Source organism: Alteromonas sp. ABM1_013 (assembly GCF_056160505.1).
The window spans coordinates 945,276-966,454 of sequence record NZ_JBSWXH010000001.1 but is presented as its reverse complement, the minus strand read 5'-3'; the positions used below and the strand labels follow the sequence as shown (position 1 = coordinate 966,454).

Below are 21,179 nucleotides of genomic sequence, written 5' to 3'. Positions count from 1 at the left end.
TCCGAACCGCTTGTAGCCTATAAAAATAATCAATTAAACGCGACGGGGAATAGAATGAAGAAAACACTACTAAAGCTAACGCCAATTGCGTTGGCAGTTACCACATTAGCTGCTTGCTCTCCAGCAAGTGAAACCGCGCAAACAGCGCCAGAGCCGATTAAAACCGAACAGCCTGCTGGACAGTCTGAGTCTGAACGCCTTAATGCGTTTTTTGAGCGTACTTTCGAAGAAGACCTTAAGCGCTCTCCCCTATTCCAAAGTTACCTCGGAAAAAAGTGGGATTACGACAAGTGGGATGACATTAGTGATGAAGAAGCCGATGCTCGTGTAGCTATCGCCAAAAACCGTTTAGAGAAACTTAATAGTTTCGACATTAGCAAGTTAAGCGAACAAGAAAAATTAAGCTTGCGCCTTTATAAGCTTGGCATTGAACGTGATTTAGCTAACGACGAATTTAGACACCACCGCTACATTGTGCATCAGTTCCGCGCTGCGCATACCCAAGTGCCTAGCTTTCTTATCAATATTCACAGTGTAAAAAGCAAAGAAGATGCTCAGGCATATATTGGTCGTTTAGACAATGTACGCACCTACTTTGACCAAGTTATCGAACAGATGAAAGTTCGTGAAAAAGCCGGCGTATTCCCACCGGCATGGGCTTATGACCAAATGATTGATGCGTCGAAAAACGTGATTACCGGCGCACCATTTGATTCAAGCGAAACACCGTCGACTATCTGGGAAGATTTTCAAAACAAAGTAAACAACCTTGATATTACAGAAGCTGAAAAAACCACGCTGCTAGGTGAAGCAAAGGCCGCTTTGGTAACATCAGTCATGCCGTCGTACGAAAAGTTTATTGAAGAACTAGCCCACCAGCGTGAAGTAACCCCTGAAGGCGATGGTGTATGGCGTTTACCGAACGGCGATAAGTGGTATCAAAATCGCCTTAACTGGTTTACTACTACTGACCTTACTGCTGATGAAGTCCATCAAATTGGCCTAGATAATGTAGAGCGCATACACAACGCCATGCGCGACATTATGAAACAGGTAAAATTTGAGGGTACGCTGCAAGAGTTTTTTGTTTTCATGCGTGAAGACGAACAATTCTATTTACCTTCAACAGATGAAGGCAGACAGCAATACCTTGATATGGCGAAAACTGCCATAGATGACATGCGAGAAGCTATTCCTGAATATTTTGGAATTCTCCCAGAAGCGCCAATGATTGTTAAACGCGTCGAAGCATTCCGCGAACAGTCTGCGGGCAAAGCGTTTTATCAAAGCCCAGCGCAAGACGGCAGCCGCCCAGGTATTTACTATGCAAACCTGTACGATATGAAAGCGATGCCGACCTATCAGCTAGAGGCGCTGGCATATCATGAAGGCATTCCAGGCCACCACATGCAGCGTGCCATTGCACAAGAGCTTGAAGGCGTGCCGCAATTTCAAAAGTTCTTGAGCTTTACTGCGTACACAGAAGGCTGGGGTCTATATACCGAAGAACTCGCCAAAGACATGGGCTTTTATGAAGACCCTTATTCTGATTTCGGCCGCCTAGCCATGGAACTATGGCGCGCATGTCGTCTTGTAGTTGATACGGGTATTCATGCGAAGAAGTGGACCCGTGAAGAGGCTGTAGATTACCTTATTGAAAATACGCCAAACCCTGAGTATGACGCGCAAAAAGCCATTGAGCGCTACATAGCTATGCCAGGTCAGGCTACCGCCTATATGATTGGCAAACTAAAAATCATGGAGCTTAGAGCGCATGCTCAAGCTGAACTTGGTGACAAGTTTGATTGGAAAGGCTTCCATGACGAGGTGCTAAAATACGGTCCAGTACCACTTTCTATACTAGAAGAAAACATCAACGCTTGGATAGCCACTCAAAAAGGTGCTTAGCATTCCTTAATAGGTGCTCTGATCGCTGGAATTAAAATAAAAACGCGCCTTTCGGCTAACGAAATGGCGCGTTTTTTGTGCCATAGTGAAAATTCTTTAAGTTTTTGGATTTTTTTATGTTTGGGCGAAATAAATCCGACAGTGGTCAGGTCTTATCGGGTATGAAAGCAAAACACCAAAGATATGAAGCACTGGTAAAGGCATTCCACGCCGACATTTACCGCTATGCATTCTGGCTTATTAAAGACCAGAGCATTGCTGAAGATGTTGTACAGGAAACGTTTCTACGTGCGTGGCGATCGTTAGACGCCCTAAATGATGAAAAGGCGGCAAAGTCATGGTTAATAACCATTCTTCGTCGTGAGAATGCCCGCAGGTTCGAGCGCAAGCAATTCGACACGGTAGATATTGACGATTGTCATATACAAGATGACACCCAACATGCGGACGGCGACCTGAAAGACAGAGAGCTTCAGCGACTGTTAGGTGGGCTAAGTGTGGAATACCGCGAACCCTTGATCCTTCAATTGATTTTCGGGTTCAGTGGTGAAGAGATTGCCAACCAGTTAGGCCTTAATAAAAACACAGTAATGACGCGTTTATTTAGAGCGAGAAACCAGCTGAAAGAGGCATTAGAGAAACAAAATGAACAGAGAGGTCGTATAAATGGATGAGTTAGAATTTAGGCGTCGAATCTACGCCGATCCAGAAACGACTGACAGTGATGTTGTAGAAGCAGCGAAAGCGGATGAAAGTAAACGCAGTTTCTGGAATGAACAAAAGCAGTTAGATAAGCAGTTAAAGCAAGCCTTAAAAGTCGATGTGCCAGAGGACCTAGCTAGTAAGCTCATTTGGCAACAGTCGACTGACGAGTTTAATCGCTACAAACGCCGAAGTCGTTGGTATTTGGCGATGGCCGCATCCGTTGCTTTTACTATAGGTATCGGACTTACCATGTGGTACCACCAACCGCTTAGTATTGGTGGTCAAGCGCTAGCGCATATGCAGTACGCCGAAATGGAAACTGCGCATTCGCTACTTCCAGCTGATTTGAATATGGTAAATGCAAAATTGGCAAGCTTTGGCGGTAGCTTCAGTGAGATGCTTGATGGTGTTGAAGTGGTGAACTATTGTCACTTAAGTACAGTGAGAAGCCTGCACCTTATCCTTGATACGCCACAAGGGAAAATGTCGGTATTCGTTGTGCCTGAGCGCGGTGATATCACTGTACCTAGCGAATTTTCTGACGACCAGTACCACGGCGAAAGCATCAAAATGAGACACGCCAATGTCATGATAGTGGGCGACAAAGGTGCTGACCTGAGTGAAATGAAAAAAGCCGTATCTGAAAGGATTCAATTTTCGGCCTAGAAAAAAGCCTACTCCTTGTTCCAAAAAAGTGCTGAATTTATGCACTTCCCTTCATCGGCCCACTGTGGCCGATTTTTTTACCTAAATTTAAGGTGAAAATACGTTCAATAAAACTTATACTTTAGGATTAAAACAATCGTTTTAATTTTCAGCAAACATTTCAGCTTATCCGCAGTATAGAGGTAGCAAATTCAATGGCCGCTTGGTGTCGTTTTACAAGGGGGAAATTTTGTCTACTTTTCATCATTTTCTTCAGTCACTCGCTTCATGCACAGTTAGACACTAATTCTGAGAAGTTGAGGCTCAAAAAGTTAGATGCTTATAGTCGGTTAGCAGCAGTAACTATCTATAACTGGAATAATCAATCTGATATTGATAATGACCAGATAAAAGCAAAAATCGAAGACTTACAAATTCAATCTGATGATAGTAGTGAAGGCATAATCTTTAGACATTTATTGGCTACGGGGACAGCTAACGAAACGGAAGGTCCTCGAGTTCCAATATACGTTAAGTCACCTTTGCTTGAGAACCATTGGGACGAGCTAAAGTCGCTCAATACAGATTTGTATGCTGCTGCAAGGGCGTATTATATCTATGCCAGAGCAGTTAACGACTTTGACCGATCGTCACTGCGAATCAATGTTACAGTGCCAGCGCTTAAACGCTTAAAGCGTGAAGTTTTGGAAACGGGTAGCAAAACAGCAACCGCCATAGCTAGTGTGTGGCTGTCAATGGAACTCACCCTAGCTAATCCCATTCAGGCAATCAATGAATTGGAGTACGCACTCCCCCATCTACCCGCCCGCTCCTCTACGCTTACTTTGGAAAATTCATTAGATAGCGATACTGCCCATGAATGGCTTCGCATCGCTTTTACTGAGTTATCGGTACCAAGTCGAGCTTATTTTCACTCTATGAAGATAGTAAAAGAGAGCACTCAACGTGACGATATTGTAGCGTGGGCATATTATACTGCGATTGATGCCTTGCTACTTCAAGCTAAATACGAGGAAGCTTTAACTATCTCGGAAAAAGCTATTAATTTTGTAAAAAATAGAAATTCAAAAGCCGATATGTTTTTAATTCTTTATCAAAAATTAAGAACACTCGTGATGGGATTTAGAGTAACCCATAATAGTCAGATACGCTCTATTGTAAGTGAGATGGATGCTATAAGCGCCCTTCGGTTTGAAACTGATTTAAAAGAACTTGTTTACCTCTATCAGTCTTATAAAGCCATTGTTGAAAATAACGAAAGCCAACTCGCTTTGACAGTTACAAAGTACGAAAACTCCGTGCTTGAAAGCGCGTCGTCAAGCGAATTTAAGAGCCAATACCTTCTACGTAAAGAACTCGAACTTACAAGAATTTATGATACTGCAGGCAATTACGAAAAAGCCTATGAGCATTCAAAAGCGTACAACCAACTTCTCTTCGAGAAGAACACCGAGCAATTTCAGTTTTCTTCGCCTGCCTTCTCAAATAGCATCGCGAAGGATATTGAGCTTGTCCATTATAGACAAAAAGAAATCAACGCCCTGCGAGACGAAAAAGAAGGGCTATCCACCGATAAAGAAGCAATGAAAACGACTATTTTTGCGCTCATTGTCACTATTCTTCTTATACTTGCTTTGTGGCTTTGGATTTCTAAACGACAAAGTGACTTACTCGCAGAGCGAGACTCTCTTACTGGCGCCCTCACCCGTCGCGCGATGTTGAATAGCCTTAAGAAGTCACTTAAAGGCGACAATACATCGTGTATAGCCCTGCTTGATGTTGATAATTTTAAAAAAATTAACGATAGATATGGTCACACCGTAGGCGACGAAGTGCTGACTACACTCACTCGAACCATCAAAAATAGGATTAGAAAATCAGATAAGCTTTGCCGATATGGTGGTGAAGAGTTTTTGATCTACTTCTCTGACTCAGATGAACAATCGGCCAAGCGTATACTCGATGAGTTAAATGTGGCGCTTTCTCACCAAAAAAACTGGACGCATACCAATAAGAAGTTTTCAGTTAGCTTTTCTTCCGGTCTGTTAAATGTTGACGGAGAGACTAACTTGGATACCATAATCAAAGCCTGTGACGAACTCCTTTATAAAGCAAAAAGGTCAGGCCGCGCGCGAGTAGAATCTTTCGCGTATTAAAAATTTTGCCAAACTTTATTCACCTTTAGTCGTATAGAAAACAAGCAAGGTCACTGACTGACGTAGAGACTCTGCGTCATAGGTGTTAGCATGAGATAAAAAACATAGGGAATTTATATGGCTACTGGCACGATAATCTCGTTGGGTTTGTATTTTGTTGTAATGTTGGGAATAGGCCTTTTCGCCTATCGGCAAACAGACACCAACGTAGAAGGCTATATGCTTGGCGGCCGCCAACTAGGCCCCGCTGTAACCGCACTTTCAGCAGGCGCATCAGATATGAGTGGCTGGATGCTCATGGGTTTACCTGGTGCCATGTACGTATCGGGCTTATCTGCAGGCTGGATTGCCGTCGGGTTAGTTTTAGGTGCACTCGCAAATTATATGTTGGTCGCTCCGCGCCTTCGCGTTTACACCGAAGTGGCTAACAACTCCATTACCCTCCCCGACTATTTTGAGAACCGTTTTGCCGATAACTCTCGTCTACTGAGAGTTATTGCTTCTGTGGTCATCGTAGTTTTCTTCACGCTTTACACCTCTTCTGGCGTTGTCGCCGGTGGGAAGCTCTTTGAAACATCTTTTGGCTTAACCTATGAGACAGGTTTGTACGTTACCGCTGGTGTTGTGGTTGCTTACACCCTCGTGGGTGGATTTATGGCGGTGAGTATGACCGATTTTGTGCAAGGCTGCATAATGTTCGTATCACTTATTATGGTACCTGCTGTGGTCATCAGTGAGCTTGGCGGCATTGGGGCTTCAATTGACGCACTAGATACCATTAACCCTGCTTTATTTGATGCATTCATGGATGCCTCTACTAACGAAGCATTAAGCGTAATCGGTATTGTTTCACTGATGTCATGGGGTCTAGGCTACTTCGGTCAGCCACATATTATCGTTCGTTTCATGGCTATCCGTTCGGTAAAAGATATTCCTACCGCTAGAAACATCGGCATGAGTTGGATGATTGTTTCTATCATCGGCGCGCTAATGACGGGTTTATTTGGGTTGGCTTATATTACCGGTAACGGCAATGACATTGACCCAGAAACAGTATTTATCTACCTTTCTCAAATTTTATTCCATCCGCTTATTGGAGGCTTCTTACTCGCTGCAATCCTAGCGGCTATCATGAGCACCATTTCGTCTCAGCTTCTAGTAACGTCTAGTTCACTTACCAGCGACTTTTACCAAGCCTTCCTTCGCAGAGATGCATCTGATGGTGAGTTAGTAATAGCGGGTCGTGTAAGCGTTGTAGCCGTAGCACTCGTGGCTATCTACCTGGCTTATGACAGAGACAGCACGATATTGACCTTAGTGAGTAACGCATGGGCTGGCTTTGGTGCAGCATTTGGCCCGCTAGTACTGTTTAGCTTATTTAAACGTGAAATGACCCGCCGCGCGGCATTGGGGGGCATGATAGTTGGTGCTGTGACCGTACTACTGTGGATTTATCTTCCGATAGAAATTGGTGGACAAAAGCTTGGGGCATGGATGTACGAAATTGTACCCGGGTTCATTTTGTCGAGCTTAACCATAATGATTTTGAGTAAATCAGGTACACCAAGAGAAGGCGTGCTAGACACATTCGACGCATTCCAGACCAGGCTGAATGAAAAGTAATTAAAAATAACGCGTAAATAAGAGCAACAGTAAGGCCCTGTTTAGTTTTCTAAGCAGGGCCTTATCTTTTTCTACCCCTGCAAAATAGGGCCTTATGCTTCAATTGTATGACAGTTTTATTTATTGGAATAAGATTGCTATTTTAAATAGCAAAATCGCATACTACTTTTGAATTTAAATATGTTATCGTTCTATGCAGAAAAATAACCCGCATATAACTTTTTTATATATAACATAAATTCGGACTTCAAAATGACTGCTAGTATCCCGTCTGTAACGCATTTGAAACAACTCGAAGCCGAGAGTATTCAAATTTTCCGTGAGGTAGCTGCTGAGTTTGAAAACCCAGTAATGCTTTACTCTGTAGGAAAAGACTCTTCAGTGCTGCTTCACCTTGCCCGTAAAGCGTTCGCGCCAGGCAAAATTCCTTTTCCACTTCTACACGTAGACACCACGTGGAAGTTTGGCGAAATGATCAAATTCCGCGACGAGCAAGCAAAGAAACACGGTTTTGATTTGCTTGTCCACATTAATGAAGAAGGTGTTGAAGCTGGCGTTGGTCCATTTAGCCACGGCTCATCGAAACACACTGATATCATGAAGACTCAAGCGCTTAAGCAAGCGTTAAACAAATATAAGTTTGACGCAGCGTTTGGTGGTGCACGACGCGACGAAGAAAAGTCTCGTGCTAAAGAGCGCGTTTATTCTTTCCGCGACAGCAACCACCGCTGGGACCCTAAGAACCAGCGCCCAGAACTTTGGAATATCTACAACTCACAAGTTAACAAAGGCGAAAGCATCCGCGTTTTCCCAATGTCTAACTGGACTGAGCTAGATATCTGGCAATACATCTACCTAGAAAACATTGATATTCCACAATTGTACCTTTCTAAGCCTCGTCCTGTGGTAGAGCGTGATGGCGTGCTTATCATGGTTGATGACGACCGTATGCCGCTTGAAGAAGGTGAAGTTCCAGAAATGCGCTCTGTGCGTTTTCGTACTCTTGGCTGTTACCCACTTACCGGTGCAGTAGAGTCAGAAGCAGCAACCCTACCTGAAGTTATTCAGGAAATGCTGCTGACCAAGACGTCTGAACGTCAAGGCCGAGTTATCGACCATGACAGCGCAGGTTCTATGGAGAAGAAGAAAATGGAAGGGTACTTCTAATGGCCACCGACAACGTTGTTTGGCATAAACATGAAGTAAACAAGACCACCCGCTCTGAAAAGCTTGGCCAAACGCCTCGTGTATTCTGGCTAACGGGTTTAAGCGGCTCTGGTAAATCGACATTAGCAAACCTGCTTGAAAAAAAGCTTCACGAGCAGAACAAGCACACCTATCTGCTTGATGGCGACAACGTACGTCACGGCTTATGCGGCGACTTAGGCTTTAGCGACAAAGATCGCGTTGAAAATATTCGCCGCATCAGTGAAGTTGCGAAGCTGTTCGTTGACGCAGGTACTCTTGTGCTTACCGCTTTTATCTCTCCGTTTAAGGCAGACCGCGATTACTGCCGTAGCCTAATGGATGACGGTGAATTTGTAGAAGTGTTTGTTGATACGCCACTTGAGGTGTGTGAAAAGCGCGACCCGAAAGGGCTATACAAGAAAGCGCGCAGCGGTGAGATCAAGGACTTCACGGGCATAGATTCAGCCTATGAAGCACCTGAATCACCAGAAGTGCACCTAACCTATCAGGATGAACCGGCAGAGCAAACCGCTGAGCGTTTATATGCTTTGCTACAAGAAAAGGGATTGGTGTAATGACACAGCCTTTAAATACCCTTGCACAAAAAGTGCTAACTATTGCCAAAGAAGCTGGCGATAAAATTATGGCGATTTACGAAAAAGACTTCGCTATTTATGAGAAGCAAGATACCAGCCCACTAACCGAAGCTGACCTTGCCGCCCATAACGTTATTGTAAAGGCCCTTGAAGCGGAATCTGACCTGCCTATTTTGTCTGAAGAGTCAGCTGATATTTCGTGGGATGAACGTAAAACATGGTCGTCATACTGGCTGGTTGATCCGCTCGACGGCACCAAAGAGTTTATTAAGAAAAACGGTGAATTTACGGTAAACATTGCACTCATCGAAAATGGCAAACCGACTATGGGTGTGGTTTACGCGCCTGCGCTAAACAAAAGCTATGTTGGTATTGTAGGTGAAGGTGCATGGACCGAAGTAGATGGTGAATTCACTGCCATTTCTGCGCGTAAGCACGATGGTGCAGAAGTGTGGAAAGTGGTGGGCAGTCGTTCTCACCAAAGTCCTGAAATTCAAAATTTATTGGCACAGCTTGAAGGTGAAACCGAGCTTGTGGCGATGGGCAGCTCACTAAAACTTTGCTTAGTGGCAGAGGGCGAAGCACATCTTTACCCTCGTTTGGGCCCAACATCTGAGTGGGATACAGGCGCTGCACATGCAGTTGCACTGGCTGCTGGGGCAAATGTAACTGTTCTAGACCCAGAAAATCCATTAGATGACAACGCCGACGCTCTTACCTATAACCAAAAAGAGTCTGTGTTAAACCCCTTTTTCCTTGTGAGCGCATAACATGAACAACGAAAACGAATTATTAAGACAGGACGTTCTGTCTTACCTTGAGCAACACGAAAAGAAAGACATGCTACGTTTCCTTACCTGCGGTAGCGTAGACGACGGTAAGAGTACCCTTATTGGTCGCTTGCTTCACGATTCAAAAATGATTTATGAAGACCAGCTTGCTGCCATTACAAAAGACAGTAAAAAAGTAGGTACTACGGGTGAGAAAGTTGACCTTGCCCTTCTTGTAGACGGCCTTCAGTCTGAACGTGAACAAGGTATTACCATTGACGTAGCATACCGCTACTTCTCTACCGACAAGCGTAAATTTATTATCGCTGATACCCCAGGGCATGAGCAGTACACCCGCAACATGGTAACAGGCGCATCTACCTGCGACCTTGCAATTATTCTTGTTGATGCCCGTGGCGGCGTTAAGGTGCAAACCAAGCGTCACTCATTCCTAGTTTCACTTCTAGGTATTAAGCACGTTATTGTTGCAATCAACAAAATGGACTTAATGGACTATTCAGAAGAAGTGTACAAGCAGATTCAAGAAGATTACCTGAAGTTTGCTGAACAGCTTGATATCCCAGACATTCAGTTTGTTCCTATTTCAGCACTTGAAGGCGATAACGTTGTAGGTATCAGTGAGAAAACACCTTGGTTTAACGGCACGCCACTAATGGAAATGCTAGAAAATATTGAAATTGGTGAAGATGACAATCAAGAAGATTTCCGCTTCCCTGTACAGTATGTTAACCGCCCTAACCTAGACTTCCGTGGCTTTGCTGGTACGGTAGTATCAGGCCAGGTCGCACCAGGCGATGAAGTGACGGCACTTCCTTCTGGCAAGAAATCAAAAGTTAAGCAAGTGGTTACATTTGAAGGTGATCAAGAACGCGCTTATGTACCTCAAGCAGTAACGCTAACGCTAGAAGATGAAATTGACATCTCTCGTGGCGATATGATTGTAAAATCAGACAACTTGCCACTGCTTAACACGCAATTTAAAACTCACCTTGTGTGGATGTCTGAAGAGCCGCTAATGCCAAACAAGCAATACTTGTTTAAGTTCGCGACTAAATCAACACCAGGGGTAGTTGCTCATATCGATAATCAAATTGATGTGAACACGCTGGAAGAAACAGATGCCATGCATCTAAATCTTAACGAGATTGGTGTAGTAGACGTTAAGTTTACTCAACCTGTTGCCTGCGACCCGTATAAGCGCAACCGCCCTACCGGTTCATTCATCGTCATAGATCGCCTTACCAACGGCACGGTTGGTGCAGGTATGATCATTGATGAAATTGCGGGCGACGCACAGCATACATCGCCTGACTTCTCTGAGTTCGAGCTTGAATTCAATGCACTAGTACGCAAGCACTTCCCGCATTGGAACTCTGTGGATATCAGTAAACTATAAGCAGGACTGGAGCAATATGGATGTGACCCAGTTCATCGTACTGGCAGTATTTGCCGGTACGATATGCGCGCTGATTTTTACCAGTCAGCGCCCTTCCACTGTGTTTTCTGGCGCAGTGTTAGCTTTACTGGTTACCCAGCAGTTATCTCTTGATGACATCTTGCTAAACTTAACAAACAAGGGCTTAATCACCCTTATTTTGTTGCTTTTAGTAAGCAGTGCTATTGATAAAACCGCGTTAATAAAACGTATTGGTAGAAAACTTGTTAGTGCTAACTTTACGCAGTCTTACTGGCGTCTGTTTTCACTCACTTTTGTGTCTTCAGCACTACTCAATAACACCGCTATTGTGGCAAGCCTTATTGGCCCTATAAAACAGAACCAATATCACCCCGCTTCCCGATTACTGATCCCGCTTTCCTACGCCGCAATACTCGGTGGCACGGTTACTTTAATTGGTACCTCAACCAACCTTATTGTAGATAGCTTTCTACAAGAGCACGGGCACCCTGGCTTCAATTTTTTTGACTTCACTCTGTATGGCTCCATTGCTGGGTTAAGCTGTGGCCTTCTCATGTTCATGTTATTACCTTTGCTGCCCAATATCGGCAACAAAAACAATAACTATCATGAGTATATGGTTGAAGCAGAAGTCGAAGCAGGTTCAGAACTCATTGGCAAAACCGTGGAGCAAAACCACTTACGTAATCTGCCTGAGCTCTTTTTGGTAGAAGTGGTGCGCAATGGCAACCTAATCTCGCCTGTTGGGCCTGACCTGGTTATTCTGGAAAACGACAAGCTGATCTTCTCTGGCAACGTCCAAAAGCTAGATAACTTAAGCCATATAAAAGGCTTAAGCATGTTCGCAGAAACCGATGGGGTATTGCGTGAAAGCTTAACTGAAGTTGTGGTGGCAAACCGCGCTCAAATAATTGGGCAAACCATTAAAAATCTTGGTTTTAGAGCTCTGTTTGATGCCGCCGTTGTGGCAATTCGTCGCGATGGAGAGCAACTATCAGGAAAGTTAGGAGAAATAAAGCTTCAAGCCGGTGACTTTTTGTTGTTAGCGACAGGTCCTGACTTTGCGACTCGTCAAAACTTGAACAAGAACTTTTTCATTTTGTCTGAGCAAAAAATTGCCCGTCCTTTGACCAATAAGCAAGAGTGGATCACCCTTGGTGGTTTCCTTACGACGGTGTTATTAGCCGCGACTAATGTCATTTCATTGGCTATTGGTTTATTGTTCTTAGCTGCTGTACTTATCGGCGTTAGGGTTACGTCAAACGGAGAAATGAAGCGAAACCTGCCGCTAAACTTGATTGTTGTGATAGTTGGTGCGTTAAGTTTAGCCACAGCACTTGAAAACTCTGGGGTTATTACGACTACAACCGAAGCACTAATGCCTCTTTTGGCGGGCACTGATTGGTTTGTAGCGCTCGTGGTTATCTACTTGCTAACCTTACTTTTAACTGAGTTCGTTACCAACAATGCAGCTGCGGCATTAATGTTCCCGTTTGCTTATGGGCTAGTGCAAATTATCGGCGCACCGCTAATGCCATTTGCTTTAGCCGTTGCCTTTGCGGCAAGCGCGAGCTTTATATCGCCATTTGGTTACCAGACTAACCTCTTAGTCTATAACGCTGCGAACTACAAATTTGCGCACTTTATAAAGATAGGCCTACCTATATCTGTGATGTACAGCACAATAGTGCTAACGCTGCTGAATATAACTTATCTATAGATTGTTTATGGTTTACTACCATAGAAAATAAGAGGGAAGCCTAGCTTCCCTTTTTACTGCTCTTTAACCGAGCCTTCGTGCTACAATTAACTAACCTTATTCATTTTCCCTTACAAAAAAATGACTCTTTATCAGAATCTTGTGCTGTACATAATGTGTGCCCGCCAGTAATCTTTATACCCAAACTTATCCACGTGTTAACGAACAATAATTTACAATCATTGTTTTACACAGAATCTGAACAGCAAATAAAAACTAAGAAAGAGGAGCAAAGGATGCACACTGTGACGAATCCTTTCCAAGCGTGTAATGATATCTTTTTTAAACCGAATGGCGTCTTCAAAGCGGTTGGCGAGCACAATAACTGGAGCTGGATGCCGTTTATCTTGGTAATGGCTATTACGCTGGTATCTCAATATCTCTATGTGAACTTTGTCGATATTGAGTGGTTTGCAGAAATGAACATTGCCGCGCAAGGCGATATGAGCCCGGCTGAAGAAGAACAGATGAAGGCTTTCTTTACCAGAGATGCGCTGCTTTGGTCTTCTATTATCTTCGCTTTTTTCATTCCTATTACCATTAACGCTGTTTATGCCGTTTACGTAAACCTGATGACTCGTTCAGACGATAGCCATGTTTTCGGTTTCACAGATTGGTACGGTTTTGCATGGTGGCTTTCAATGCCTTACGTATTGACCGGTTTAGTTGGCGTTGCACTGCTATTGTTCACCGGCGACCACCAGGTGGCACCATCAATCTTATCACCAGCATCCTTAGGCTTTATAGCAAGTATTCCTATGGACTCGCCTTGGTACGCGTTCGGCCAAGCTTTAAGGTTAGAGCTTTTTTGGGGAATTTATTTGGCCACGGTAGGCATCTCTCAATGGACGTCTTTTCCTCTTAAGAAAGCGGCACTCATTGCAAGCGCTCCGTATGTGGTTATCTACGGTATTTGGCTGATTGCTTTAGCGCTATTCTAAAATATACACTTAATAGCCGCCTTCCATTTGGCTATTTGTTGTTGCTGCCCCGATAAAACGGAGGCAGCGACAAGCTCCTACCTAAAATTTAAATCTTCGAAGCTTAATATAAAAAAGGCGGTACACAAGTCAACGGGCCAAGCCCTTTAAGACCACAAAGGTAGCTGAATTGTCGGATTACTTCCCTCCCGTAGCGGTCTAAAATAGTCTTTATTCTGATAAAAAACTTCATCTTGTTGACTGTGCCACAAAGGAACACCAAGCAAAGGCAATGGCTTTAAAAGCGGTGTTTTTTCAAAATAGTTTAACGCTTTGATGCGTGCTGTCATCGCATCGTCTAACAGCAAGCGCTGCTGCCATTTATCAAGACGGCTAAAACCATGTGGTACAGCTACTGCTAACCACTTGCCGGTAAGGCCTATAAATGGGTTTAGCATCATTTCTAAATTCGCGTGTCCGAAGATAAAAGGGCTGATCTGTGTGTGCCACAGTGACCGTTTTGCCATAAAAACACGCTCCCACTGATGGGACGCTAATTCCGCTAAAAACGTTTCAAGGGTGTCACGATCACATGGCGCACCTTGCATGATCTTATCTGTTGTTCCGCTATTTGAGTCATTAAGTGTAGCTGTACGTTTGGGCTTATTTAAAGCAATGCTCTCGGGTGCTTCAATGGCAAGTACTACCCCACACTCATCGAAGTGAGTAATACGGTTGCGGCGCGCCGTTCTGGGGTTTACACCATACGCATTGATATCTTTGATATGCAGCTCATTTAGTAACGATTTTGTTTTAGGAAACTGCAGCCAAATAAGTGCATTAAACAAGTCGTGCCAGCTTTGCTCCCGTGTAGGAACTACACCGTCTTCACTAATAATGGTTTCGTAATATCGTTGTTCATCGTTTGAAAACTGGCTTTGCCCTTTGAACTGAGGCCCCTGCCAATGCTCACAATACCGTGTCGTCAATTCATTTAGCTGGTCAGGTGCAGGGAATTCGGTATTACTTAGTAAGCCAACCTCTTCAAGAAGCGCCGTAACCGGTTTACTGGCGTGTTTTAGTAAGTAGTCTTTACAGAAGGGGATTGAGTTTGATTGCATATCAACTATTGGTTCGCTTTGGGGTTTTCTCTATACTGGACGCGTATTGTAGAGCAAACAGAGACTAACAATGAAAAAAATGTTTTTGCCGTTGCTTGTACCTACCCTTCTAGGCGTAAGTGCTTGCACTCCTAACAACGACAGCACCTCAACAAACGAATCAGCGCAGAAGACTATGCCTGCGGCTTCTAACTTCGACAGCGTTTACAGCAGTATTTCTGATGCTGACATTCGCGAGCCGCTAAAAGTTTTGTCTTCTGATGAGTTTGAAGGTCGTTTACCAACGACTGAAGGTGAAAAGAAAACCATTGGTTACTTGGTCAGTGAATTTACTAAAGCTGGGCTTCAGCCGGGTAATGGCGATAGCTTCCTTCAAAAAGTAGCGCTCATGGAGATCACTGCTGATCCTGACATGACCATGACCATTGGCGACAATACATTTGCCTACAAAGAGCAAATGGTCGCCTCTTCAAAGCGCGAGCAAAACTCGGTATCTCTTGAAGACTCTGAACTGGTGTTCGTTGGTTATGGCGTAAATGCTCCAGAATACGACTGGAACGATTATGAAGGCTTAGATGTTAAAGGCAAAACCGTGGTTATTCTAATTAACGACCCAGGTTTTGAAAACCCAGAAAGTGGGAAGTTTCAAGGCACTACCATGACCTATTATGGCCGTTGGAGCTACAAGTATGAAGAAGCGAGTCGTCAAGGGGCAGCGGGTGCCATTATTGTTCACGAAACCGCGCCAGCGTCCTACGGCTGGTCTGTTGTTGCAAACAGCTGGAGTGGTCCGCAGTACGGTTTAGTGAGTGCCGATAAAGGTGCGAGCCGCGTTGCCGTTGAAGGCTGGCTTACGTTAGATGCAGCGAAAAAAGTGTTTGCCGATGCCGGCCTTGATTTTGACACAGAGAAAGCTAACGCGATGGAGGGTCCATATAGCAAAGCAATGGATATTAAAGCGTCAGTTACCGTGAAAAACACGTTCGAAAAGTCAGAAAGCAACAATGTTATCGCCACATTACCGGGTACCGAGCTTCCTGATGAGCATATCATCTACACGGCACATTGGGATCATCTAGGTAAAGATGAAAGCAAAGAAGGCGACCAAATCTATAACGGCGCGCACGATAACGCCACGGGTACTGCAGCTATGCTTGCGATGGCTAAAGCCTACTCAGAACTTACGCCTGCACCTAAGCGTTCAGTGTCGTTTCTAGTAGTTACAGCTGAAGAGCAAGGGCTATTGGGCAGTAAGTTTTATGCCAGCAACCCTGTTATTCCTATTGAGAATACCGTTGCGAACATCAATATGGATGCAATGAACGTTTTAGGTAAAACCAAGAACGTGGCGGTTGTGGGCATGGGCAAATCAGAAATGGAAGACTACCTTGAAGCAGCTGCGGCTAAGCAAGGTCGTACACTTACCCAAGAAGACCGACCTGAAGCAGGTTACTACTACCGTTCTGACCACTTCAGCTTCGCTAAACAAGGTGTACCGGCACTATATGCAGAGGGCGGCAATGAACCAGCAGATGAAGAAACGGCTAAGTATAGAAAACGTATGAACGTTATTGTAACAGGCTGCTACCATCAAGTGTGCGACCAATATCGCGATGACTGGGATCTAAGCGGTATAGTACAGGACACACAAATGCTGTTTGACGTGGGTGTAGGCGTTGCAAATGCAGACGCTTGGCCTAAATGGAATGAAGCAAGTGAGTTTCAACGCAAAAATTAATACCCGCACCGACATCTAAGCGTTAAAAATGCGTAGTTATGCAGTGAAATTAAAAGGGCCTTTTTATAGGCCCTTTCTTATTTCTCACTTCCGGAATACTGATTCAAGCGACTTCGAACTGCTATTTTTTACTATTCAGTAAACTCCCGCGCTATTTAGTTGACATAATAATTATGCACTCTAAATAGGATAAAAATGTTAATAAACGGCTGTTTTGATATAAAAGGAATAAGAATTTCCATTTTCTCATCATAATGTACTTGCAATTTCCTGTCAGACTGGCACATTCAAGGCACGCGAAAAAAGAATAAAAACAATCCTTCGCTCACTCGTACGCGAGTACCGACAGAAAAAACTTCTATTATTTTTTTCAACAAGTGAACAGAGAGAATCCGTTATATGTGTGGTATTTTCGGTATCCTTGATATCAAAACCGATGTGTCTGAACTCAGAACCCAAGCCCTCGATTTATCAAAACTATTGCGCCACCGTGGCCCTGACTGGTCGGGTATCTGGAATAATGACAATACCATTCTTTGTCACGAAAGACTGGCGATTGTCGACGTAGATACAGGGGCACAGCCTCTTATCAGCCAAAACGATAAGCAAATCCTTGCTGTTAACGGCGAGATATACAACCACAAGCAGCTAGCCGCTGACTTAGATGAGCCGTATCCATTTAAAACCCGTTCAGATTGTGAAGTTATCCTTCCGCTTTTTCAGCAAAAAGGTGTCGACTTTATTGATGATTTAGAAGGCATGTTCGCGTTTATTCTTTACGATGAAGAGCAAGACGCCTACCTGATCGCCCGTGATCATATTGGTATTATCCCGCTTTACACGGGTTACGATGAACACGGAAACTTCTATGTTTCGTCAGAAATGAAAGCACTAGCGGGCGTATGTAAGACAATTAGTGAATTCCCTCCAGGTCATTACCTGTGGAGCAAAGAAGGAAAAATCACTAAGTACTACAAACGCGATTGGATGGAATACGACAACGTAAAAGACAACACAAGCGATTTAGACGAGCTTCGCGTAGCATTTGAGAAAGCGGTGAAGTCACACATGATGTCTGACGTGCCTTACGCAGTTCTGTTGTCTGGTGGTCTAGACTCATCACTGGTTTCTGCTGTGGCTGCACAGTACGTAGCCAAACGTGTTGAAGATGAAGACAAGACTGACGCGTGGTGGCCACGCCTTCACAGTTTTGCTGTAGGTCTTGAAGGTGCTCCAGACCTTAAAGCTGCGAAGAAAGTGGCGGATATGATTGGTACCGTTCACCATGAAATCCATTTCACCATTCAAGAAGGTTTAGATGCCATCCGTGATGTTATTTTCCATCTTGAGACCTACGATACAACCACTATCCGCGCTGCTACCCCTATGTATCTTATGACCCGCAAAATTAAAGCAATGGGCATAAAGATGGTGCTTTCCGGTGAAGGCTCTGATGAAATCTTTGGTGGCTATCTGTATTTCCATAAGGCGCCAAATGCCAAAGAGTTCCACGAAGAAACGGTACGTAAGCTGGATCGTCTTCACATGTTTGACTGTGCTCGCGCCAACAAAGCGACGTCAGCATGGGGTGTTGAAGCACGTGTTCCTTTCTTAGATAAGAACTTTATTGACGTAGCCATGCGCTTAAACCCACAAGACAAGATGTGTCTTGACGGAAAAATGGAAAAATGGATCCTTCGTAAAGCGTTTGATAACGGCGAAACCCTTCCTGCGGAAGTATTGTGGCGCCAGAAAGAACAGTTTGGTGATGGCGTAGGTTATTCTTGGATAGACTCGATTCGCGATTTCGTTGAAAACGAAGTAACCGACCAACAGCTAGCTACTGCGGAGTTCCGCTTCCCAGTGAATACGCCAGACACTAAAGAAGGCTATTACTACCGCACTATTTTCGAGAGTTATTTCCCTCAAGAAAGTGCCGCTCGCTGCGTACCTGGCGGCAAGTCAATCGCCTGTAGTACAGCTGAAGCCCTCGAGTGGGACGAAAGCTTCAAGAACAATGCCGACCCTTCTGGTCGCTCAATGAAAGATGTTCACGCTGGCGAGTCGTAATAGACGAAACGAAGCAAAGATATGTATAAAACGCAGCTTAGGCTGCGTTTTTTGTTGCCATTTTATTCTTTATAACTTTGGTTTATACCAGAGTGCAGAATTAGTGACAGGCGTTTCAATAGGAAGCAATGGGTTTTCTATAGTAAAAATTTTACGCTCATTAACGCCTAAATATTCTAAAATAGGCGCGTAAGTAGACTCAAAAAGAGCGTCGAATGAGCCATCTTCTATGGCTCTATTTAGGCCAGTCTGAATAAGGTTTTCTAATGTTTTGTTATTGCCATTAACGAAGTAATACATGGCTGTGGGGTAATAAAGCGCCATTGAAGGCTCTAGATAGAGGTTAGTGCGACGGCCCTCTTCTTCAAGTTCAGCGATTACTTCCATCACAGAACGAGGGAAAAAGTCTCCTTTGCCCTGTTTAATCATGTCATACGCTTCACGAAATTCAGGCACGGTGAAAACATTGAACCCGTTAGCTTGCAAAATCTTAGTATCTGGCCACTCTTCTCCTTGGATAGGAACAAGTTTACGCATATCGTTCAACGACAATACATCATCAAACTTCGACTTCTTATCTTCGTTAATAACAAAAACGCGAAAGCCAATAAGCCCTTTGGCGATAGGTATTCGAATGGGAGTCAGCTCTTTTTCTCGCTGGTTATCTGTCATGCTCCACACAACGTTAACTTCTCTATTCTCACGTAGCTGGCGCATAGCTTTACTCGTCAGTAATATGCGATCCGAAGGACGGAGTTCGTAATTGACACCGGTTTTATCGAGAGCAAGTTTAAGTAAAGCGATAGGATATTGAGCTCGAGCGTCAGAGTCGTCGATAGGACGGGGATAGGTAATCGTCCACGTAGCGCCATCAGCCATTGGAACGATAACCAAAAGACATATAGAAACCGCTGCCGCAACAGCTTTTTTAAGCGAGTTGAAGCTGTTCATTTTCTTTATGCCCAAGTTGAATTAAAGAGTGAGTTAAAGAGTGAGCTGAGTACTCTTGATCGCGTTTTATTCTTTTAAAAGGCAGATATGTATTAAACATTTATTCAATGCCAATGTATTTGTGTGTTTGTAAAGATAGCCGCCAGTTGCGCTCAATACAAGTCCGCACAGCCAGTTCAGTTGCTCTCTTCTGCTGGCTAATTGGTTGTAAACAAACCTGTTTTCCTTCCAGCGATGATACGCTGCTCAGCAGAGCGTCAAGTTCATCAACATGCTTTTGCATAGCAATAGGATGCTTAATTTCGTTTGCTCTTTCTAAAGCACTGACTAAAACGTCGTATCCGCCTTTCATATTTATTTTAGGTGAAACAGTTACGTAAGTGCGCTCATCACAGAGCACTTCAAAGGTACCGCTGGTCTCAATTTGTGTGGTATACCCGTTATCGTGTAGCAGGGTTGTCAACGGACGTAAATCATACATACAAGGTTCCCCCCCCGTGATGACCACGTGTTTTGCCACGTATCCTTGTTTACTAAATTCGGCCAGCAAGGCGTCTTCACTTGAGATGAAATAACTTTCTGACTCTTCGCCTTTGGTTATCACAGCCTGAGGCGAAACACTTAAATCAGGTTTTATTTCCCACGTATGTTTAGTATCACACCATGGGCAGCCTACAGGGCAGCCCTGCAGGCGAACAAAGATAGAAGGAATACCTGTGTGAGCACCTTCACCTTGGATAGTTTCAAACATCTCATTGATGTTTAATGTGGACATTACAGACAAATTGACACCCTTTAACGATTGTATGTTGGGATTTTACCAAGGATCACATAAAATTCGGGGATAATTTCTTAAATCTTCGAAAACTATGTCAGAAAATGTTGTTGTTATCTATTCAGGAGGCATGGACTCTTTCACAGTACTGCACAAAGCACTGAAGGCAGGCAAAAAAGTTCACGCATTAAGCTTTAACTACGGACAGCGTCACAAAAAAGAACTCGACTATGCGGCGAACGTGTGTAAATCACTTAATGTGCCACATAAAATTGTCGATATTAGCGCTATTAACACACTTATTGGTGGCTCTGCCCTAACGTCAGATATCGACGTACCTGAAGGTCACTATGAAGAACCAAGCATGAAACAAACGGTAGTGCCTAACCGTAACATGATATTACTGTCTTTGGCGGTTGGCTATGCTGTAAGTTTGGACGCCAATGAAGTCTATTACGGTGCACACTCAGGCGATCACGCCATTTACCCCGACTGCCGACCAGAATTCGTGCATAAGATGAATGACGTATGTGGTATTGCAAACTATACCCCAGTTACCATTATGACGCCTTATATCGACGACAGCAAAACAGCTATTTTGACTGACGGGTTGTCGATGGGTTTGGATTACGGGCAAACATGGACATGCTACAACGGCAGAGAGAAAGCGTGCGGGAAATGCGGTGCATGTGAAGAGCGTTTAGAAGCTTTTAAGGAAAACAACGCTACCGACCCACTAGAGTACGAATAAGTACTGCTCATACAAATAAACAGACTCAATAAAAAACACCTCTT

At 44.0% G+C, this 21,179-nt stretch carries 17 protein-coding genes; 14 read left to right on the top strand and 3 right to left on the bottom strand.

The window, feature by feature from the left end; genetic code table 11:
- Positions 1–54: 54 nt before the first annotated feature.
- The 11 genes from ACXAGK_RS04095 (at position 55) to ACXAGK_RS04045 (ending at position 13,750) form a co-directional block, all read left to right on the top strand.
- Positions 55–1,908 (top strand): DUF885 domain-containing protein, encoded by a 1,854-nt coding sequence (locus ACXAGK_RS04095; RefSeq protein WP_474854271.1) that lies wholly within the window; start codon positions 55–57, stop codon positions 1,906–1,908.
- A 116-nt stretch (positions 1,909–2,024) separates the two neighbouring features.
- The gene (locus ACXAGK_RS04090; protein ID WP_118489846.1) at positions 2,025–2,582 is read left to right on the top strand and encodes a sigma-70 family RNA polymerase sigma factor; all 558 of its coding nucleotides are present in this window, start codon (positions 2,025–2,027) and stop codon (positions 2,580–2,582) included.
- Entirely contained in the window at positions 2,575–3,279 is a 705-nt protein-coding gene (locus tag ACXAGK_RS04085) for a DUF3379 family protein (RefSeq protein WP_474854269.1), read from the top strand. The genes ACXAGK_RS04090 and ACXAGK_RS04085 overlap by 8 nt, the downstream gene beginning before the upstream one ends.
- 194 nt (positions 3,280–3,473) lie before the next feature.
- A complete protein-coding gene (locus tag ACXAGK_RS04080) occupies positions 3,474–5,435 on the top strand; it encodes a GGDEF domain-containing protein (protein ID WP_474854267.1) in 1,962 nt (653 codons plus the stop codon).
- Between the two features lie 117 nt (positions 5,436–5,552).
- Positions 5,553–7,058 (top strand): sodium/proline symporter PutP, encoded by a 1,506-nt coding sequence (putP, locus tag ACXAGK_RS04075; protein WP_474854265.1) that lies wholly within the window; start codon positions 5,553–5,555, stop codon positions 7,056–7,058.
- A 252-nt stretch (positions 7,059–7,310) separates the two neighbouring features.
- Positions 7,311–8,225 carry a sulfate adenylyltransferase subunit CysD gene (cysD, locus tag ACXAGK_RS04070; protein ID WP_474854263.1) on the top strand — a complete coding sequence of 305 codons (915 nt, stop codon included), beginning with the start codon at positions 7,311–7,313 and terminating at the stop codon, positions 8,223–8,225.
- Positions 8,225–8,821 (top strand): adenylyl-sulfate kinase, encoded by a 597-nt coding sequence (gene cysC / locus ACXAGK_RS04065; protein WP_474807967.1) that lies wholly within the window; start codon positions 8,225–8,227, stop codon positions 8,819–8,821. Before cysD ends, cysC begins: the two co-directional genes overlap by 1 nt.
- Positions 8,821–9,612, top strand: coding sequence for a 3'(2'),5'-bisphosphate nucleotidase CysQ (gene cysQ, locus ACXAGK_RS04060; RefSeq protein WP_334057750.1), 792 nt, complete (start codon positions 8,821–8,823; stop codon positions 9,610–9,612). The genes cysC and cysQ overlap by 1 nt, the downstream gene beginning before the upstream one ends.
- Position 9,613: 1 nt before the next feature.
- On the top strand, positions 9,614–11,029 hold the full coding sequence (gene cysN, locus ACXAGK_RS04055) for a sulfate adenylyltransferase subunit CysN (protein WP_474854260.1): 1,416 nt from the start codon (positions 9,614–9,616) through the stop codon (positions 11,027–11,029).
- 16 nt (positions 11,030–11,045) lie between these two features.
- Positions 11,046–12,770, top strand: a complete 1,725-nt coding sequence (locus ACXAGK_RS04050) for an SLC13 family permease (RefSeq protein WP_474854259.1) — start codon at positions 11,046–11,048, stop codon at positions 12,768–12,770.
- Between the two features lie 275 nt (positions 12,771–13,045).
- A complete protein-coding gene (locus ACXAGK_RS04045) occupies positions 13,046–13,750 on the top strand; it encodes a YIP1 family protein (RefSeq protein WP_474854257.1) in 705 nt (234 codons plus the stop codon).
- Between the two features lie 146 nt (positions 13,751–13,896).
- Here ACXAGK_RS04045 and ACXAGK_RS04040 read toward each other — a convergent pair whose 3' ends face one another.
- Positions 13,897–14,850: a DUF3025 domain-containing protein gene (locus tag ACXAGK_RS04040; RefSeq protein WP_474854255.1), complete on the bottom strand. Its 954-nt coding sequence runs from the start codon at positions 14,848–14,850 to the stop codon at positions 13,897–13,899.
- Between the two features lie 70 nt (positions 14,851–14,920).
- Here ACXAGK_RS04040 and ACXAGK_RS04035 point away from each other — a divergent pair, with 70 nt between their 5' ends.
- Both ACXAGK_RS04035 and asnB read left to right on the top strand, forming a co-directional pair.
- Positions 14,921–16,588, top strand: a complete 1,668-nt coding sequence (locus ACXAGK_RS04035) for a M28 family metallopeptidase (protein ID WP_474854253.1) — start codon at positions 14,921–14,923, stop codon at positions 16,586–16,588.
- Positions 16,589–16,987: 399 nt separating this feature from the next.
- Entirely contained in the window at positions 16,988–18,658 is a 1,671-nt protein-coding gene (gene asnB, locus ACXAGK_RS04030) for an asparagine synthase B (protein WP_474854251.1), read from the top strand.
- Between the two features lie 69 nt (positions 18,659–18,727).
- Here the strand turns inward: asnB and ACXAGK_RS04025 are convergent, their stop codons facing one another.
- Both ACXAGK_RS04025 and queE read right to left on the bottom strand, forming a co-directional pair.
- Positions 18,728–19,609 (bottom strand): type 2 periplasmic-binding domain-containing protein, encoded by an 882-nt coding sequence (locus tag ACXAGK_RS04025; RefSeq protein ID WP_474854249.1) that lies wholly within the window; start codon positions 19,607–19,609, stop codon positions 18,728–18,730.
- A 100-nt stretch (positions 19,610–19,709) separates the two neighbouring features.
- Complete coding sequence (queE, locus tag ACXAGK_RS04020) at positions 19,710–20,384, bottom strand: 7-carboxy-7-deazaguanine synthase QueE (RefSeq protein WP_474854485.1); 675 nt, start codon at positions 20,382–20,384, stop codon at positions 19,710–19,712.
- A 94-nt stretch (positions 20,385–20,478) separates the two neighbouring features.
- Here queE and queC point away from each other — a divergent pair, with 94 nt between their 5' ends.
- Positions 20,479–21,135: a 7-cyano-7-deazaguanine synthase QueC gene (gene queC / locus ACXAGK_RS04015; RefSeq protein ID WP_334057735.1), complete on the top strand. Its 657-nt coding sequence runs from the start codon at positions 20,479–20,481 to the stop codon at positions 21,133–21,135.
- The last annotated feature ends 44 nt before the right edge of the window (positions 21,136–21,179 follow it).

What these genes read in the sequence shown, in the direction of transcription:
- ACXAGK_RS04095 (WP_474854271.1), top strand. Translation starts at nt 55, where the DNA reads ATGAAGAAAACACTACTAAAGCTAACGCCAATTGCGTTGGCAGTTACC.
- ACXAGK_RS04090 (WP_118489846.1), top strand. Translation starts at nt 2,025, where the DNA reads ATGTTTGGGCGAAATAAATCCGACAGTGGTCAGGTCTTATCGGGTATG.
- ACXAGK_RS04085 (WP_474854269.1), top strand. Translation starts at nt 2,575, where the DNA reads ATGGATGAGTTAGAATTTAGGCGTCGAATCTACGCCGATCCAGAAACG.
- ACXAGK_RS04080 (WP_474854267.1), top strand. Translation starts at nt 3,474, where the DNA reads ATGGCCGCTTGGTGTCGTTTTACAAGGGGGAAATTTTGTCTACTTTTC.
- putP (WP_474854265.1), top strand. Translation starts at nt 5,553, where the DNA reads ATGGCTACTGGCACGATAATCTCGTTGGGTTTGTATTTTGTTGTAATG.
- cysD (WP_474854263.1), top strand. Translation starts at nt 7,311, where the DNA reads ATGACTGCTAGTATCCCGTCTGTAACGCATTTGAAACAACTCGAAGCC.
- cysC (WP_474807967.1), top strand. Translation starts at nt 8,225, where the DNA reads ATGGCCACCGACAACGTTGTTTGGCATAAACATGAAGTAAACAAGACC.
- cysQ (WP_334057750.1), top strand. Translation starts at nt 8,821, where the DNA reads ATGACACAGCCTTTAAATACCCTTGCACAAAAAGTGCTAACTATTGCC.
- cysN (WP_474854260.1), top strand. Translation starts at nt 9,614, where the DNA reads ATGAACAACGAAAACGAATTATTAAGACAGGACGTTCTGTCTTACCTT.
- ACXAGK_RS04050 (WP_474854259.1), top strand. Translation starts at nt 11,046, where the DNA reads ATGGATGTGACCCAGTTCATCGTACTGGCAGTATTTGCCGGTACGATA.
- ACXAGK_RS04045 (WP_474854257.1), top strand. Translation starts at nt 13,046, where the DNA reads ATGCACACTGTGACGAATCCTTTCCAAGCGTGTAATGATATCTTTTTT.
- ACXAGK_RS04040 (WP_474854255.1), bottom strand. Translation starts at nt 14,850, where the DNA reads ATGCAATCAAACTCAATCCCCTTCTGTAAAGACTACTTACTAAAACAC.
- ACXAGK_RS04035 (WP_474854253.1), top strand. Translation starts at nt 14,921, where the DNA reads ATGAAAAAAATGTTTTTGCCGTTGCTTGTACCTACCCTTCTAGGCGTA.
- asnB (WP_474854251.1), top strand. Translation starts at nt 16,988, where the DNA reads ATGTGTGGTATTTTCGGTATCCTTGATATCAAAACCGATGTGTCTGAA.
- ACXAGK_RS04025 (WP_474854249.1), bottom strand. Translation starts at nt 19,609, where the DNA reads ATGAACAGCTTCAACTCGCTTAAAAAAGCTGTTGCGGCAGCGGTTTCT.
- queE (WP_474854485.1), bottom strand. Translation starts at nt 20,384, where the DNA reads ATGTCCACATTAAACATCAATGAGATGTTTGAAACTATCCAAGGTGAA.
- queC (WP_334057735.1), top strand. Translation starts at nt 20,479, where the DNA reads ATGTCAGAAAATGTTGTTGTTATCTATTCAGGAGGCATGGACTCTTTC.